Below are 15,215 nucleotides of genomic sequence, written 5' to 3' on the forward strand. Positions count from 1 at the left end.
TTTAATAAATAGAATAGGTTTTAATAGCCATAACGTTATACATATTATGAACAAAAAAATATTAATCACAGCGTCCATTTTTGGTTTTTTGGCTGTTGCTTTTGGGGCATTTGGCGCACATGCATTAAAAGATTTAATTACGGTTGAGGCACAACAAACTTTTGAAACAGGTGTGAGATATCAGATGTATCATGCTATTTTACTATTGTTTGTAGGGACAAACTCAGATCTTCAAAAAAGTGCAAAAAAGATTTTGTACTATTTAATTGTAATAGGGGTCATTTTATTCTCTGGATCTATTTATGGATTGGCAACAAACTTGTTAACAACTTTTAATTTTAAAACCATTGGATTTGTAACTCCAATAGGCGGATTACTTCTCATTTTAACATGGGGGTTTTTAATTGTGAATTTCTTAAAGATTAAGCCCAAAAACGGAGATTAATAATAAATTGTTTAAAATAAATATCTTAGTTTTGCACAATAAATAATTTTATAGCAAATTATGGTAAATTATAATCAAGTTACGAAAACGATTTCGTTGGAGGCATATGGAATTAAAAATGCCGATGTAAAGTATCAACTTTCACCAGATCAGCTTCATGATATTACTATTGAAAAAGGTCTGGGGGTAGAAGCTTCATCTGGAGCTCTGGCTGTTAACACAGGTGAGTTTACAGGACGCTCTCCGCAAGACCGATTTATTGTTAAAGATGATATAACTCGGGATCGTATTTGGTGGGGAGACATTAACATTCCTTTCGATCCTGATAAATTCGATGCATTGTATGAAAAGGTTGTTGATTATTTGTCTGAGAAGGAAGTTTTTGTAAGAGATTGTTATGCTTGTGCAGACCAAGATCATAAATTAAATATTCGCGTTATTAACGAATATCCTTGGAGCAATTTATTTGCTTATAATATGTTTTTGAAACCCACAAATGAAGAGGTAAAGGGTTTCGATCCGGAATGGATAGTCGTAAATGCACCTGGTTTTATGGCAGATGCAGAAATAGATGGAACACGCCAGCATAATTTTGCTATTTTGAATTTTTCCAAAAAAATAGCATTAGTAGGTGGTACTGGGTATACAGGTGAAATTAAAAAAGGTATTTTCTCTGCATTAAATTTTATACTTCCAGTATTTAAAAAAACGTTACCAATGCATTGTAGTGCTAATGTAGGTAAGGATGGTGATACTGCTATTTTCTTCGGATTATCTGGAACTGGGAAAACAACCCTGTCTACAGATCCAAACAGAAGCTTAATTGGTGATGATGAGCACGGTTGGACGGGTGAAAATTCGGTGTTTAACTTCGAAGGTGGCTGTTATGCTAAGGTTATAAACCTATCTAGAGATAAAGAACCAGAAATATACGATGCTATTAAAAGAGGAGCTATTCTAGAGAATGTTACTTTAGATGCCGATGGTAATGTAAATTTCGAGGATAGTTCAATTACTCAAAATACCAGAGTTAGTTACCCTATTCAGCATATCGAAAATATTAAAGTACCTTCAATTGGGAAGAATCCAAAGAATATTTTCTTTTTAACTGCCGATGCTTTTGGTGTATTGCCTCCAATATCGAAACTAACTCCTAGCCAGGCGGCATACCATTTTATTTCGGGATATACGGCAAAAGTTGCAGGAACCGAAGCTGGAGTTGTAGAACCGCAACCGTCTTTTTCGGCATGTTTTGGAGCGCCTTTTATGCCGCTACATCCTGCCAAGTATGCAGAAATGTTAAGTAAAAAGATGAAAGAATCTGGCGTTAATGTGTGGCTGGTAAATACAGGTTGGACCGGTGGTCCTTACGGAATTGGAAAGCGCATGGAATTAAAATATACTCGTGCCATGATTAAGGCTGTATTAGATGGTCACTTGGGATTGTATAACTACGACGATTACCATATCCATTCCGTTTTTGGTGTAGCACAACCCAGAGAATGTCCAGGAGTACCGACAAGCGTTTTAAGCCCAAGAGCTACTTGGAATAATGATGAGGACTATTACAAAACGGCGTTTAAGCTAACCAATGCGTTTCGTGAGAATTTCAAAAAGTTTGAAGCTCATTGTAATGAGGAAATCAGACGAGGCGGTCCACAACGTTATGCGTTTTAATTTTAACATAGCGTGAATCATTAATAAATTAGTCGGGTATGACTATATTAATATACTAGTTAAATTAAAAAGGGATGATTTGAAAAAATCATCCCTTTTTGCTTATAATAAAAAGTGTTTATTTTCCTTTATTGACTTTGTCAATATACTTCTGTAGTGCCATGGTCATTGATGGCGTTTCAGGTGTTGGAGCAGCAATATCTACTCGTAATCCTTTTTCTTCTACAGCTTTTATCGTTGTATTTCCAAAAACGGCAATGCGCGTATCATTTTGTTTAAAGTCTGGGAAATTATGAAATAAAGATTCTATTCCCGAAGGACTAAAAAATACTAAAACATCGTAATACACATCGGCTAAATCAGATAAATCACTTACTACAGTTTTGTAAAAAGTAGCTTGTTTCCAGTTGACTCCTAAAGCATTTAAGGTTTCAGGAACTGCCGGTTTTACTTTGTCTGTATTTGGTAATAAAAATGTTTCTTCTTTATATTTTTTAATTAATGGAGATAATTCAGCAAACGTTCGTTTACCAACATAAATTTTACGTTTTCTATATACCACATATTTTTGAAGATAGAAGGCAACAGCTTCAGACTGGCAGAAATACTTCATGGTGTCTGGAACTTTAAACCTCATTTCTTCAGCGATTCTAAAAAAGTGATCTACCGCATTTCTACTAGTTAAAATAATAGCAGTATAATTGTTTAAATCTACCTTTTGTTGTCTAATCTCTTTTGCAGATACGCCTTCAACATGAATAAAAGGTCTGAAATCTATTTTTACCTTTTGTTTTTCTTGTAAATCAAAGTAGGGTGAGTTTTCTATTTTTGGTTCGGGTTGAGATACTAGAATTGTTTTTACTTTCATACTTGCAAGTAGTTTGTCCTATTAGTTGGCAATGAACACCTTGTATAAAATAATATAAGGTGAGATTTCGAGAGTGCAAAGATACAAAATAAAATAAAAATAATTACGTTTTATTAAACTTTGATGTGTTTTAAAGGATGTAATGATGCCAATAATATTAACAATTAGCAATAAAACAATTATAAAATATATTACCGGCAAAGTTGGTTTAAAACTAAAAAGTAGTAGAGCATTTATTGGGAGTAATAAAAGACCTATGTAATTTTTGTAACTAATTTTCTGAAAAAGATATTGATCTATTAGTTTGTCAATTTCAAAGATGCTGGCAATAAGCCTTTCTATAAGTACTTTTATTAAAATAAACACACAAATACTAAAGGCTATTTTAAACATTAAATCTATTGAGAGCCTACTTCCATTGTTTATTTGGCGGTAAGCTATAAAGCTAAAAACAGAAGCCGAAAGAATTAAGTTGCTAAATAATAAAGCATCAAATTTGTCCAGGAATTTTTGATCTCTGGAATAAATCTTAAGATATTTAGAGTTACCTAAAACATAAATGAAGTCGTCGAAACGTTTAGGGGAAGTCAATTTTGCAATGGCCACAATAAGCAGCCCAGCAACTAATAAAACCGTATATAATTCATTTGATACAATATCCCGAAGCATGCTATAAAATTATTATAATTATTTACACTACACTTATAATTATTAAGGAATATTTAAAAAAAATAAACGCTTATTAATGTACATTTGCTAAAAATTAAAATAGATTTTTAACTAAAGTTAGAGAATGAAGGATACAGTAGTTATCATTCCAACATATAATGAGATAGAAAATATTGAAGCTATAGTTAAGGCTGTCTTTTCCCAATCGGATAGTATTCATGTCCTTATTGTTGATGATAACTCACCAGACCTTACAGCTATAAAGGTTAAAGAATTGCAAGTTGGTTTTCCAAAGCGGTTGTTTTTGGAAGTTCGAAAAGAAAAATCTGGATTAGGTACAGCCTACATTCATGGCTTTAAATGGTGTTTGAACAAAGGGTACAAGTATATTTTTGAAATGGACGCCGATTTCTCGCACGATCCTAAAGACTTAATAAAACTATACAAAGCATGCGATGTTGAAGGCGCAGATTTATCTATCGGTTCCAGGTATGTACAAGGTGTAAATGTTGTTAACTGGCCTATGAATCGTGTTTTAATGTCTTATTTTGCGTCAAAGTATGTACGCATTATTACAGGTATGAGAATACATGATACAACAGCCGGTTTTGTTTGTTATAAACGTGAAGTGCTTGAAGCGATAAACTTGGATGCGATAAAATTTATTGGCTACGCGTTTCAAATTGAAATGAAGTTTAAAGCCTATTTAAAGAAGTTTAAAATTAAAGAAGTCCCCGTTATTTTTACAGATAGAACAAAAGGAGAATCAAAACTAAGTTCTGGTATAATTTCAGAAGCTGTATTTGGAGTGATCTCTATGAAGCTAAAAAGTTTTTTTAAAAAATAAACATATATGGAATTAAGATCGACACTTATTAAGAATGCAAATATTGTAAATGAAGGCGTTACTTTTAATGGCGATATATTAATTGAAGGCGAATACATTAAACAGATAGGCAAATCTATAAGCGTAAAATCTGCCGATGTAAAAGTTGTAGATGCCGAGGGGAAATATTTATTACCCGGAGTTATCGACGATCAAGTTCATTTTAGAGAACCAGGTTTAACCCATAAGGGAAATATCGAAACGGAATCCAGAGCAGCTATTGCAGGCGGGATTACGTCCTTTATAGAAATGCCAAATACAAATCCGCAAACTACAACTATTGAAAAATTAGAAGAGAAATTCGAGATAGCTTCAAAAACATCGTCTGCCAATTATTCATTTATGTTTGGGGGAACTAATGATAATTTAGATGAAATTTTAAAATTAGATCCAAATCAAGCAGCCGGATTAAAATTGTTTTTGGGGTCATCAACAGGCAATATGTTGGTTGATGATTTAGATGTATTGGAGAAAATCTTTAAAAGTACCAATATGGTTATTTCGGTTCATTGCGAAGATGAAACTACTATTAAAAAGAATTTCCAAGAGCATATTGAAAAGTTTGGAGACGATATTCCTATTAAAAACCATCCTGTTATTCGAAGCGAAGAAGCATGCTATTTATCTTCTTCCAGAGCTATAGAATTAGCGAAAAAAACAGGAGCGAGGCTTCATGTATTTCATCTTTCAACAGGAAAGGAAACAGATTTATTCAGTAATAAAATTCCTTTAAAGGAAAAAAAGATTACTGCAGAAGTTTGTATCCATCACCTGTGGTTTAATGATGAAGATTACGATACAAAAGGTACTTTTATTAAGTGGAACCCGGCAGTGAAAACCGAGGCAGACAGAACACAATTATGGGAGGCTTTATTAGACGACCGTATTGATGTTATTGCAACCGATCATGCACCACATACATTAGAAGAAAAAGAAAATGTTTATACTAAGGCACCGTCTGGAGGGCCATTGGTGCATCATGCGCTACCAGCTATGTTGGAAATGCACCATAAGGGTAAGATTTCTGTAGAAAAGGTGGTTGAAAAAATGTGCCATAACCCGGCAATTTTGTTTCAGATTGAAAAAAGAGGCTTTATTAAAGAAGGCTATTATGCCGATATGGTGTTAGTGGATTTAAATAATCCGTGGACTGTAAATAAGGACAACATTTTGTATAAATGCGGATGGTCGCCTTTTGAAGGGACAACATTTAAATCCAGAATTACACATACCTTTTTAAATGGTAGTATAGTATACGAAAATTGTAAATTTAGCGATATAAAAGCAGCCAAACGATTAACTTTTAATAGATGATTTTAAAACGAGTTACCCTTTGTTTAGGTATTCTTATAGCTGCAACGGCTTGCTATAATATGGAAAAACCGGAGAAGCCGCATAATTTAATATCTAAAGAGAAAATGGTAGATATTATAATTGATGCTAAATTAATAGCTTCGGCAAGTACTGTAAACCGGAAAATGATGGAGGATCATGGGGTTAATGTGAATACGTATGTTTATGAAAAGCATAATATCGATAGCTTGCAATTTGCTTTAAGTAATAGTTATTATGCGTTTTATGCAAAAGACTACGAAGCCATTTATGTTAAGGTAAAGGATAGTTTGGAAGCACTTAAGGTTAAGTTTAGGGAAGAAGAAGAACAGTTGAGGATTGAGAAAGCAAAAAGAAAGAGCGATTCGCTTAAGTTGATATTTAAGGAAATGGACTCTTTAGGTTTGGTGAAATATCAGGACTCTTTAAAAGTGATTAAAAAGAAAGATACCTTAGTTGAAAAGTTAGTGCAGGAAGTGCTTCACGAGAAAAAAGGTTTAATAGCTCCTATTTCGGATAAAGATCCCCAATAGCAGTTATTGTTTCATCTATAGGTTTAAACTTGTAATTTAAAGCAGTCTTAACTTTATTGCTGCTGTGTTTGCTTTCTGTTGTTAAAGATATGGTAATGTGTCTTGTTAACTGTCTTCGTTTACCAGTTAATGTAGTTTTTAACCAATCTAATTTCCAAGCCAATTTTAGCAATCTGCTACTCGCCATTTTTTCTGGAGGTTTCGTATTAACCGATTTCGATAAGGCATGTAAAAACCTTTTATAAGTCCAATTTTCGGCAACCAGAACAAAGCGCTCATTTATAATATCGCTTTTTAAAAGTGTTATCATAATTGAAACGACATCTTGAACAGCAATAAGAGCAATCGTTCCAGACGTATAATACTTAAATCCTTTATGCGCTTTTTTAAAAAAACTACCAGTGCCATAGCGCCAAATACCAGCTCCTAAAATAACACCAGGATTAACAATTACAGCATTAAGACCTTCTTGAGTAGCACGCCATACTTCCATTTCTGCACCATACTTTGTAATTGCATAAACACTATTGTCGTCTTCTGGGTTCCAAACCGTATCTTCTGTTATTTCTTCGTTGTTAACAGGTTTTCCTAAAGTGGCAATGGAGCTTACATAACAAAGCTTATCTATAGTATTTGATAAGCACAGATTTACAATATTTGCTGTGCCTTCTATATTTGTTTTCCGCAGAAGTTGATATTTGTTCGGTTCAAAAGAGACGAATGCCGCACAATGGTACACATGGGTAATACCTTTAAACGCATCAGATAGCGAAGGAATATCTAAAAGATCTGCCTTCACCCATTCAATAGCATTAAAAAGGGATTCATAGTTAGAAGTATAAGTAGCAAAAACAGATTTTACATGATCAAGCTTGCGTTCTGTTCTATAAATAGCCCTTACTTTCTCATTATTGCTAGCGAGCTTATAAAGTAAATGAGAACCAACTAAGCCTGTACTTCCTGTTACTAAAATCATACGACTAAAGTAATGAATATTTAAAATTTTTGATTATGGTTTGAGTTAAAAGTATTTCCAACTTGATATTTTTCAATAAATTCAGGGAATGCTTTTCAAAATAAAGAATTATGCATAATACCTAAGTAATTATGCAGTGATTTTTATCTTTGCATAGTTTTTTAAAAATTAATAATAATGATAAAGAATTTTGTTGAAGAGTTAACATGGAGAGGTATGATACATACCGTAATGCCAGGAGCCGATGAGCATTTAATGGAAAGTATGCGTAGTGCTTATGTGGGGTTTGATCCTACGGCAGATTCTTTACACATCGGAAATCTGGTGCCTATCATGCTTTTGGCACATTACCAACGTTGTGGGCATAAGCCTGTCGCTTTAGTTGGTGGGGCAACCGGAATGATTGGTGACCCTTCAGGTAAATCGAACGAACGTAATTTGTTAGATGAAAAAACATTGCGTCATAATCAAGAAGCTATTAAAGCACAGTTATCGCACTTTTTAGATTTTGAAAGCGATGCCGAAAATGCTGCCGTTTTAGTGAACAATTACGATTGGATGAAGGAGTTTTCATTTCTTGAATTTATTCGCGATGTTGGTAAGCACATTACGGTAAACTATATGATGGCTAAAGATTCTGTGAAAAACAGGATTTCTTCAGAAGGGGCTGAAGGCATGAGTTTTACTGAATTTACCTATCAATTAGTTCAAGGATACGATTTTCTTCATTTATATAAAGAGGATAACTGCACCATACAAATGGGAGGTAGTGACCAGTGGGGGAATATTACAACCGGAACTGAGTTAATTCGAAGAATTAGTAACGGAAAAGGGTTTGCTATAACCTGTCCATTAATTACAAAATCTGACGGTTCTAAATTTGGAAAGTCAGAAGGCGGTAACGTGTGGTTGGACGCTAAAAGAACGTCACCGTATAAATTCTATCAATACTGGTTAAATTCTAGTGATGAGGATGCTGAAAAGTATATCAAGATTTTTACTTTTTTAAATGAAGAGGAAGTAAATAAGCTTATTGAAACACATAAGGAAGCACCACATTTACGCGTTTTACAAAAACGTTTAGCCGAAGAAATTACAATGATGGTGCATTCTAAAGATGATTTAGAAAACGCTATTAAAGCTAGCAACATCCTTTTTGGGAAATCTACAAGCGAAGATTTAAAAGGGCTTAATGAGCAAACATTTTTAGATATTTTTGAAGGTGTACCTCAAACAGAAATATCTCAATCTGATATTAATGGAGGATTAGATATAATTGCCGCTTTAGCAGAAAAAGGAGGGTTTCTAAAATCTAACGGAGAAGCTAGAAGAGCACTAAAAGAGAACTCTATTTCTGTAAATAAAGAAAAAGTAAAAGACGATTACAGCATTACAGCAAAGGACTTGATTAACGATAAGTTTGTGCTGTTACAGCGTGGAAAGAAAAATTACTTCGTATTACAAATAGTATAAAAACGAAAGCCTGATTTAAGCAAATCAGGCTTTCTATTTAACCAACCAACTAAAAACTAAAAATTTTTCTTTTTCTTAGCTGGTGGTTTGGTCGTATCTATTTTAAATAACTTACACAGATTAAAGTTAATTTGTCATGATAAGCTTGTCGAAGCATACATACCTCAGTTTTAAGTTGATTTAGAATAAATTAACTATTTATCGACTCAGATTAATTAACGTATCCTTAGGTAAGAAAATTTATGTCAGTTTGAGTGATCCCGATTTTCTTCGGGATCGTATCGAAAACCAATAAATTTTTGTCAAAAAAAGCTTCTCGATAGTTCTGTTGAGCGTAGTCGAAGTGCTAAATTCTTCCAGAGTTTCACTCGAAGTGACATCTTGACCTCTTAAACAAGATTCACATTAATTAAAGTACCATAAGATTACATCCGCGAATATCCGAATTGTCAAAACGGCCAATAATTTCGAAAGTTCCATTACTATTAACCCGCCCCAAATCTTGAGTAGCAATAAAGGAACAGGAGTTTACATTGGCTAAATCAATAACATTAATTCCTCCCGTTTTACCGTGTGCTTGAATAGTGAGCGGATCTTCGGTGTCTCGTGTTAAAATACGCATCCAATCTGGGCAATTAAAAATGCCATGCCCCTTTGAATAGCCCTGACTTAAAAGCTCGGTCATACCATATTCACTATGTATCGCGTCTACCCCAAAACCCATTTTTAGTTCTGTGTGTAACGCTTCCCTGATTAGCTCCTTTCTTCTCCCTTTCATACCACCAGTTTCCATAATAATGGTGTTGTTTAGATTAAACTGATAAGTTTCAACCAAATCGAGCAGTGCAAAAGACACGCCTATTAACAATATCTTTTTTCCTTGAGAGTCTAAATCTGTTAAAGTGTCTTTTAGTTCTGCGTGGTTATTTAAATAAAATCCACTTTCGGTATATTTGGATTGTTTAATCATGGCATCTACCATGTACACTAAAGAAGATCCTTCGCGTTCTAAATAAGAAGGGAGTAATGCCAGGATTACATAATCTTCAATGTTTCCGTAAAATTGCCGAAAACCTTTGGTGAAACTTTGCGTATAAATATCTAAATCCGTTACGTAGTGTTTGCTTGTAATACTTCCGGTGGTTCCAGAACTTGAAAACGTAGTTTTTATAGGAGCTTTGGAGCTTAGTATTTTGTGCGATTTAAAAAACTGAATGGGTAAAAAAGGAATATCCTTAATAGTTTTTATATCACTAGGGTGCTTGTATAATAAATCGCAAAAAGAACGATAAATACGATTATTTTCGAATTGAAATTTAAAAACCTGTAGAGCCAAATCCTCAAATTCAGATTGATTGCTAATGTTGAAAATAGAATTGGTATCCATCATAATTATTCGAAGAACCTTTGGGTAGGATCTTATATATCACGGTTTCATTTGAAAATAATTTAACTCTAAGACAATTTTTATCAGAAAGACAAAAATATATAAAATAAAAAAGCGTTACTATATAAGTAACGCTTTTAAGTTTATGGATATGTAGTAAGTATTATTTAATTACTAGTTTTCTTGTTTCGCTAATATCGTTTTCAGTAATCTTTAAAATATATACGCCCTTGTTTAAATTAGAAATATTTAATCGTTTACCTGTTAAAACAAGGGATCGAATTTTTTTTCCTAAAACATCAAAGAGCTCAATTTTTTTAGACAAATTACGTTTAGAAGTTAGGTATATGAAAGGTTTACCAATAGCAACAGGGTTTGGGTAAATAGATAATCCCTTTATACTTTGCTGCTTAGGCGGGTTTTTATTAACACTGCTTTGAGCAACCCCTTGTTGGGTTACTGTAAATGCTATGGCTAATAATAAAATGAATAAGTAGTTTTTTTTCATACACTCATTTTCAACATTATAAAGGTAATAAATTACAACAAAAGTGATGCCAAAAAACTGTTAAAGATTTAGTTGTTTGGTCGAAAGTTTAATTTACTGTAACTTGTCTGTTACGTTAATGTTATTTATTTTAGAATATTAATAAAATGGTATAAATACCGTTTTTATTAGTTTTATATTTACTTTAAGAAATAAATATAACTTATTGTTTAAGTATGAAAAAGAGTGATATTAAGATATTATTAGTTGATGATGAACCGGATATTTTAGAGATAGTTGGGTATAATTTATCAAGTGAAGGCTATCAGGTTATAACGGCAGAGAATGGTCATGAAGGTGTTAAAAAAGCAAAAAAGGAACTTCCTCAATTAATTATCTTAGACGTCATGATGCCTGAGATGGATGGCATAGAAGCATGTGAATTAATTCGGAAAAATCCAGATTTAAAGAATAGTATCGTTACTTTTTTAACCGCTAGAGGAGAAGATTATTCGCAAGTTGCAGGTTTTGATGCCGGTGCAGATGATTATATAACAAAACCAATAAAGCCTAAAGTTTTAGTTAGTAAAGTAAAAGCGCTTTTAAGGCGATTTAAAGAGGAAGATGTTACCGATACCGTTAAAATAGGAAGTTTGGTAATAAATAGGGATGAGTATAAGATTGTTTCGAAAGGCGAAGAAATTATTTTACCAAGAAAAGAATTTGAATTACTATCTTTACTAGCATCTAAACCAGGAAAGGTTTTTAAAAGAGACGAAATTCTTGATGCCGTTTGGGGTAACGAAGTTGTTGTAGGAGGTAGAACCATAGATGTGCACATTCGTAAACTAAGAGAGAAATTAGGCGATAACAGTTTTAAAACAATAAAAGGAGTAGGCTACAAGTTTGTAGAATAATGCAGGCAAAATTTAAGAGGTCATATAAGTTTTCGGTAAAAACGTCACTTCATATAACAATATACACAACACTCTTAGTGAGTGTTTTTTTGTACTATTTATATGAGTTTAAGTGGCTTCATGCACTGGCTTTTGCTGTATGCATTTATATTTTTTCTTTTTTTGTTATTCAATTTAGGGTAGAACGCTATATATACAAACGTGTTAAAAAGATATATGATGATTTAACACTTTTAGAATCTGCTAACTTAAGTAAAGGCCCTATTACTACCGATATGCGAACACTTACCCAGGAGATTGATAAGTTTGCACGAGATAAAAAAATTGAAATAGAGAGCTTAAAAGTTCGTGAAAAATACCGGAAAGAGTTTTTAGGAAACGTGTCTCACGAATTAAAAACACCATTATTTACTGTGCAAGGATATATCCTTACATTATTGGATGGTGCCATGGATGATGAGAAAATACGAGCAAAGTATTTAGAAAGAGCCAGTAAGGGTATTGAGAGACTAGGTTATATTATTAAAGACCTAGATATGATAACCAAATTAGAAGTTGGTGATTTAAGTTTAAACATAGAAGAGTTTGATATTGTTGAACTGGTTGAAAATGTATTTGAAATGTTGGAGATGAAAGCCAGTAAAAAAAGAATTACACTTACTTTCGATACCGATTATAATAAACAGGTATTAGTTAAAGCAGATAAGGAGCGTATACAACAGGTTCTTGCAAATTTAATTGTAAACTCTTTAAAATATGGTAGAGTAAAAGGTACTACCGAGGTTAGCATAGAAAACCTTATAAAAAATAAAGTCATAGTTCGTGTTACAGATAATGGAGAAGGTATAGGGAAAGAACACTTGCCTCGTTTATTTGAGCGTTTTTATAGAGTTGATAAAAGCGGATCTCGAAAAGAAGGAGGTTCAGGCTTAGGGCTTTCCATAGTTAAGCATATTATAGAAGCCCATAACGAAAAAATATATGTAGAAAGCGAATTTGGTGTGGGAAGTGAATTTTCATTCACGCTCGAAAAAGTTGAATAGCCTTTTAAAATCTACACTGTAATCAAAAGCTTTTAAACCTTCAAAAGAAGATACACGTTCTAATTTATCTATTGTGAAATCTGCCTGTTTACAGCTTGGTGCTATCCCTAAATCTGTTAATCGTTTTGCTAAATACTCCTGTTCAAACTGCCCAGGCGTAGGTATAAAAAAGGCTTTTTTGTTCAGCTTAGCCAAATCCATAATAGTGGTATAACCAGATCTGGACATAATGATGTCACTTTTATTAATGGTCTTTTCCAGTAAATTAGAAGTCATAAAATTGTAAATAGTAACATTTCCAATAATTTGGATCGTTTGCTCCTTTTCCATAACACCCTTAACAAAAAGTACTTTGCCCTTATAAGATTTTAATTCAGAAAAAATCTTTTTTTCAAGAAGTGTACGTTGAGGTTCGGGGCCAGAAAGTAATACCATTAAATCATTCTCAATCTTTAAAGACTTCTTTTCAAATCGGCTTAAAGGACCTAAGTATTCCGTAGGGATTTCAAAACTATTGCTATGCCCTAGCTTTCCGCTTAAATTAATATCTTCAGGAGTGTCTGGAACCCAGCATGTATCAAATTTTTTTATGAATTTTTGATGCATTTTAGTGCTTAACCATGTTGTGCTTCCTGTTAAAACATTTAATTGATGGGTTATAAAAACCGAAGGCACATTTTTGTTATAAACCCCCAGTCGGTTATCGGAAATAATCCCTTTAATACCATGAGTTTCCACAATAAATTTGGTGACTTTTTTTTCAGCTTTTATTGCTTTAAGGAGTTTGGGCGAGTCCTTGATCATCTTTAATTTAAAATGCTTTCCTTTTTTAGCATAAGTTATATTATAAGATGGTAATTCTATAGACGACAGTCTGGGAAACTCCTTTTGTAGAAGCGTTAAAGCAACGCCATCGCTCGCTATAATTGGTTCAAAACCATGTTTTATTAATTCATAGATAATAGGAATGCTTCTTGTAGCATGTCCAAGACCCCAATTAAGAGGAGCAACTAAAATTCGTTTCTTCATAAATAATTTATGGCGTGATCATTATTGCAAAATTCGGATTTTCTTTCATATGTTTTAATTTAAAACATGAACTAAATTTAAAAAAGGTGCTATAAAAAAACTTCACGCAAGTTTTCGGTAAATTCAAAGATAAGCATATGAACACTTTAGTATATTTCCGTAATTTTACCAAAATTTTAAATAATAGTGGGGAGTAAAAACAAGTTAAAAAGGTTTAAGGAAAACGAAACTTTTTCGAATGTGTTTCAACCGTCTAGAGATGAGTTGGTTAATGCGGAATACGATTTAAAAGGTAAATGGAGAACATCGGTGTTTAAAAACGAAAATCCATTGGTGTTAGAACTGGGGTGTGGAAAAGGAGAGTATTCTGTGGCGTTGGCAAAAAAATATCCTAATAAAAATTTCGTAGGTATAGATATTAAAGGTGCACGGTTTTGGAGAGGCGCTAAAACTGCTATAGAAGAAGATATTCCTAATGTTGCTTTTTTAAGAACCCAAATCGAGCTGATAGATCATGCCTTTGCAGAAAACGAAGTTGATGAAATTTGGATTACTTTCCCGGATCCGCAAATAAAATACAAGCGTACTAAACACAGAATGACTAACGAAGCCTTTTTAAAACGCTATAAAAAAATATTGAAAACCGATGGTGTCGTAAATCTAAAAACCGACAGCGAGTTTATGCACGGATATACGCTTGGGTTATTGCATGGTGCGGGGCATGAAGTGCTTTATGCCAACCATAATGTGTATAAACAAGAAGGCAGTCCAGAAGAAGTTACAAGCATTCAAACTTTCTACGAATCACAATATTTGGAACAAAACAAACCAATTACGTATATTCGGTTCAAAATTAAGCATTAGTGAATATAACTGTAGTCTTCATTTTAGGATTAACTGTAGCTATAATAGGAGTTGCGCCTCCGGGGTTATTAAATATGACGGCTGCTAAAATAAGTTTAAAAGAAGGGCATATAAGAGGCATAGTGTTTTCCATTGGGGTTTGTGCAGTTGTATTGCTTCAAACCTATGTAGCCTCTGTTTTTGCACGATATTTAACTAAGCATGCAGAAGTTGTAGATGTTTTACAACGGGTTGCCTTTGTTATTTTTGTGCTAATAACCATTTATTTTCTACTTATCTCAAAATCGAAGCCCGCCCAACAAATTAAGCCACAAATGCGTAGTAAGCATAGCCGGTTTTTTCAAGGGATGTTTCTTTCGGCAATAAATGTGTTTCCAATTCCTTATCAGGCTTATATGACAATTACCATAGCCTCGTTTGGGTGGATGACTTTCGACCAGATTAGTATCATATCGTACGTAGCAGGAGCAGGTATGGGGACTTTTGTAATGCTATACATGTATATTTTCTTTTTCGATAAGATAAAAGGAAAGTCGTTTACATCTCAAAAAGGTATGAATTACGTCATTGGAGGCGTTACAGGCGTTATTTCAATTATAACATTAATCAATATTATTAAGGAACTATAA

The 15,215-nt window shown here is 33.3% G+C and carries 16 protein-coding genes; 10 read left to right on the forward strand and 6 right to left on the reverse strand.

Annotation, left to right across the window (positions count from 1 at the left end):
* Positions 1 to 46: 46 nt before the first annotated feature.
* The gene (locus C1H87_RS14820) at positions 47 to 445 is read left to right on the forward strand and encodes a DUF423 domain-containing protein (RefSeq protein WP_102756558.1); all 399 of its coding nucleotides are present in this window, start codon (positions 47 to 49) and stop codon (positions 443 to 445) included.
* 60 nt (positions 446 to 505) lie between these two features.
* Entirely contained in the window at positions 506 to 2,122 is a 1,617-nt protein-coding gene (pckA, locus tag C1H87_RS14825) for a phosphoenolpyruvate carboxykinase (ATP) (protein ID WP_102756559.1), read from the forward strand.
* A gap of 118 nt (positions 2,123 to 2,240) precedes the next feature.
* On the opposite strand, the gene C1H87_RS14830 is transcribed toward pckA, so the two are convergent.
* Both C1H87_RS14830 and C1H87_RS14835 read right to left on the reverse strand, forming a co-directional pair.
* Positions 2,241 to 2,990 carry a uroporphyrinogen-III synthase gene (locus C1H87_RS14830; protein WP_102756560.1) on the reverse strand — a complete coding sequence of 250 codons (750 nt, stop codon included), beginning with the start codon at positions 2,988 to 2,990 and terminating at the stop codon, positions 2,241 to 2,243.
* A 21-nt stretch (positions 2,991 to 3,011) separates the two neighbouring features.
* Complete coding sequence (locus tag C1H87_RS14835; RefSeq protein ID WP_102756561.1) at positions 3,012 to 3,659, reverse strand: DUF4271 domain-containing protein; 648 nt, start codon at positions 3,657 to 3,659, stop codon at positions 3,012 to 3,014.
* A gap of 124 nt (positions 3,660 to 3,783) precedes the next feature.
* Here C1H87_RS14835 and C1H87_RS14840 point away from each other — a divergent pair, with 124 nt between their 5' ends.
* The 3 genes from C1H87_RS14840 to C1H87_RS14850 are packed head-to-tail and all read left to right on the forward strand — an operon-like array spanning position 3,784 to position 6,410.
* Positions 3,784 to 4,506, forward strand: coding sequence for a polyprenol monophosphomannose synthase (locus C1H87_RS14840; protein ID WP_102756562.1), 723 nt, complete (start codon positions 3,784 to 3,786; stop codon positions 4,504 to 4,506).
* Positions 4,507 to 4,512: 6 nt separating this feature from the next.
* Positions 4,513 to 5,859 (forward strand): dihydroorotase, encoded by a 1,347-nt coding sequence (locus C1H87_RS14845; protein WP_102756563.1) that lies wholly within the window; start codon positions 4,513 to 4,515, stop codon positions 5,857 to 5,859.
* Positions 5,856 to 6,410 (forward strand): DUF4296 domain-containing protein, encoded by a 555-nt coding sequence (locus C1H87_RS14850; RefSeq protein ID WP_102756564.1) that lies wholly within the window; start codon positions 5,856 to 5,858, stop codon positions 6,408 to 6,410. Before C1H87_RS14845 ends, C1H87_RS14850 begins: the two co-directional genes overlap by 4 nt.
* On the opposite strand, the gene C1H87_RS14855 is transcribed toward C1H87_RS14850, so the two are convergent.
* A complete protein-coding gene (locus C1H87_RS14855) occupies positions 6,385 to 7,386 on the reverse strand; it encodes an NAD-dependent epimerase/dehydratase family protein (RefSeq protein ID WP_102756565.1) in 1,002 nt (333 codons plus the stop codon). The two genes, C1H87_RS14850 and C1H87_RS14855, sit on opposite strands and share 26 nt — an antisense overlap.
* A 177-nt stretch (positions 7,387 to 7,563) precedes the next feature.
* On the opposite strand from C1H87_RS14855, the gene tyrS reads away from it, so the two are divergent.
* The gene (gene tyrS / locus C1H87_RS14860; protein WP_102756566.1) at positions 7,564 to 8,859 is read left to right on the forward strand and encodes a tyrosine--tRNA ligase; all 1,296 of its coding nucleotides are present in this window, start codon (positions 7,564 to 7,566) and stop codon (positions 8,857 to 8,859) included.
* Between the two features lie 409 nt (positions 8,860 to 9,268).
* On the opposite strand, the gene C1H87_RS14865 is transcribed toward tyrS, so the two are convergent.
* Both C1H87_RS14865 and C1H87_RS14870 read right to left on the reverse strand, forming a co-directional pair.
* Positions 9,269 to 10,249: a LuxE/PaaK family acyltransferase gene (locus tag C1H87_RS14865; protein WP_102756567.1), complete on the reverse strand. Its 981-nt coding sequence runs from the start codon at positions 10,247 to 10,249 to the stop codon at positions 9,269 to 9,271.
* Positions 10,250 to 10,409: 160 nt separating this feature from the next.
* A complete protein-coding gene (locus C1H87_RS14870) occupies positions 10,410 to 10,754 on the reverse strand; it encodes a T9SS type A sorting domain-containing protein (protein WP_102756568.1) in 345 nt (114 codons plus the stop codon).
* A 215-nt stretch (positions 10,755 to 10,969) separates the two neighbouring features.
* Here C1H87_RS14870 and C1H87_RS14875 point away from each other — a divergent pair, with 215 nt between their 5' ends.
* Positions 10,970 to 11,650, forward strand: a complete 681-nt coding sequence (locus C1H87_RS14875; protein WP_102756569.1) for a response regulator transcription factor — start codon at positions 10,970 to 10,972, stop codon at positions 11,648 to 11,650.
* Positions 11,650 to 12,693 carry a sensor histidine kinase gene (locus tag C1H87_RS14880; RefSeq protein WP_102756570.1) on the forward strand — a complete coding sequence of 348 codons (1,044 nt, stop codon included), beginning with the start codon at positions 11,650 to 11,652 and terminating at the stop codon, positions 12,691 to 12,693. The genes C1H87_RS14875 and C1H87_RS14880 overlap by 1 nt, the downstream gene beginning before the upstream one ends.
* Here the strand turns inward: C1H87_RS14880 and C1H87_RS14885 are convergent.
* On the reverse strand, positions 12,667 to 13,722 hold the full coding sequence (locus C1H87_RS14885) for a glycosyltransferase (RefSeq protein ID WP_102756571.1): 1,056 nt from the start codon (positions 13,720 to 13,722) through the stop codon (positions 12,667 to 12,669). The genes C1H87_RS14880 and C1H87_RS14885 overlap by 27 nt on opposite strands.
* Positions 13,723 to 13,908: 186 nt before the next feature.
* Here C1H87_RS14885 and trmB point away from each other — a divergent pair, with 186 nt between their 5' ends.
* The gene (gene trmB, locus C1H87_RS14890) at positions 13,909 to 14,586 is read left to right on the forward strand and encodes a tRNA (guanosine(46)-N7)-methyltransferase TrmB (protein ID WP_102756572.1); all 678 of its coding nucleotides are present in this window, start codon (positions 13,909 to 13,911) and stop codon (positions 14,584 to 14,586) included.
* Entirely contained in the window at positions 14,586 to 15,215 is a 630-nt protein-coding gene (locus C1H87_RS14895; RefSeq protein ID WP_233783159.1) for a lysine transporter LysE, read from the forward strand. The genes trmB and C1H87_RS14895 overlap by 1 nt, the downstream gene beginning before the upstream one ends.

The sequence above is a fragment of the Flavivirga eckloniae genome (assembly GCF_002886045.1).
GTDB classification, from domain to species: Bacteria; Bacteroidota; Bacteroidia; order Flavobacteriales; family Flavobacteriaceae; genus Flavivirga; species Flavivirga eckloniae.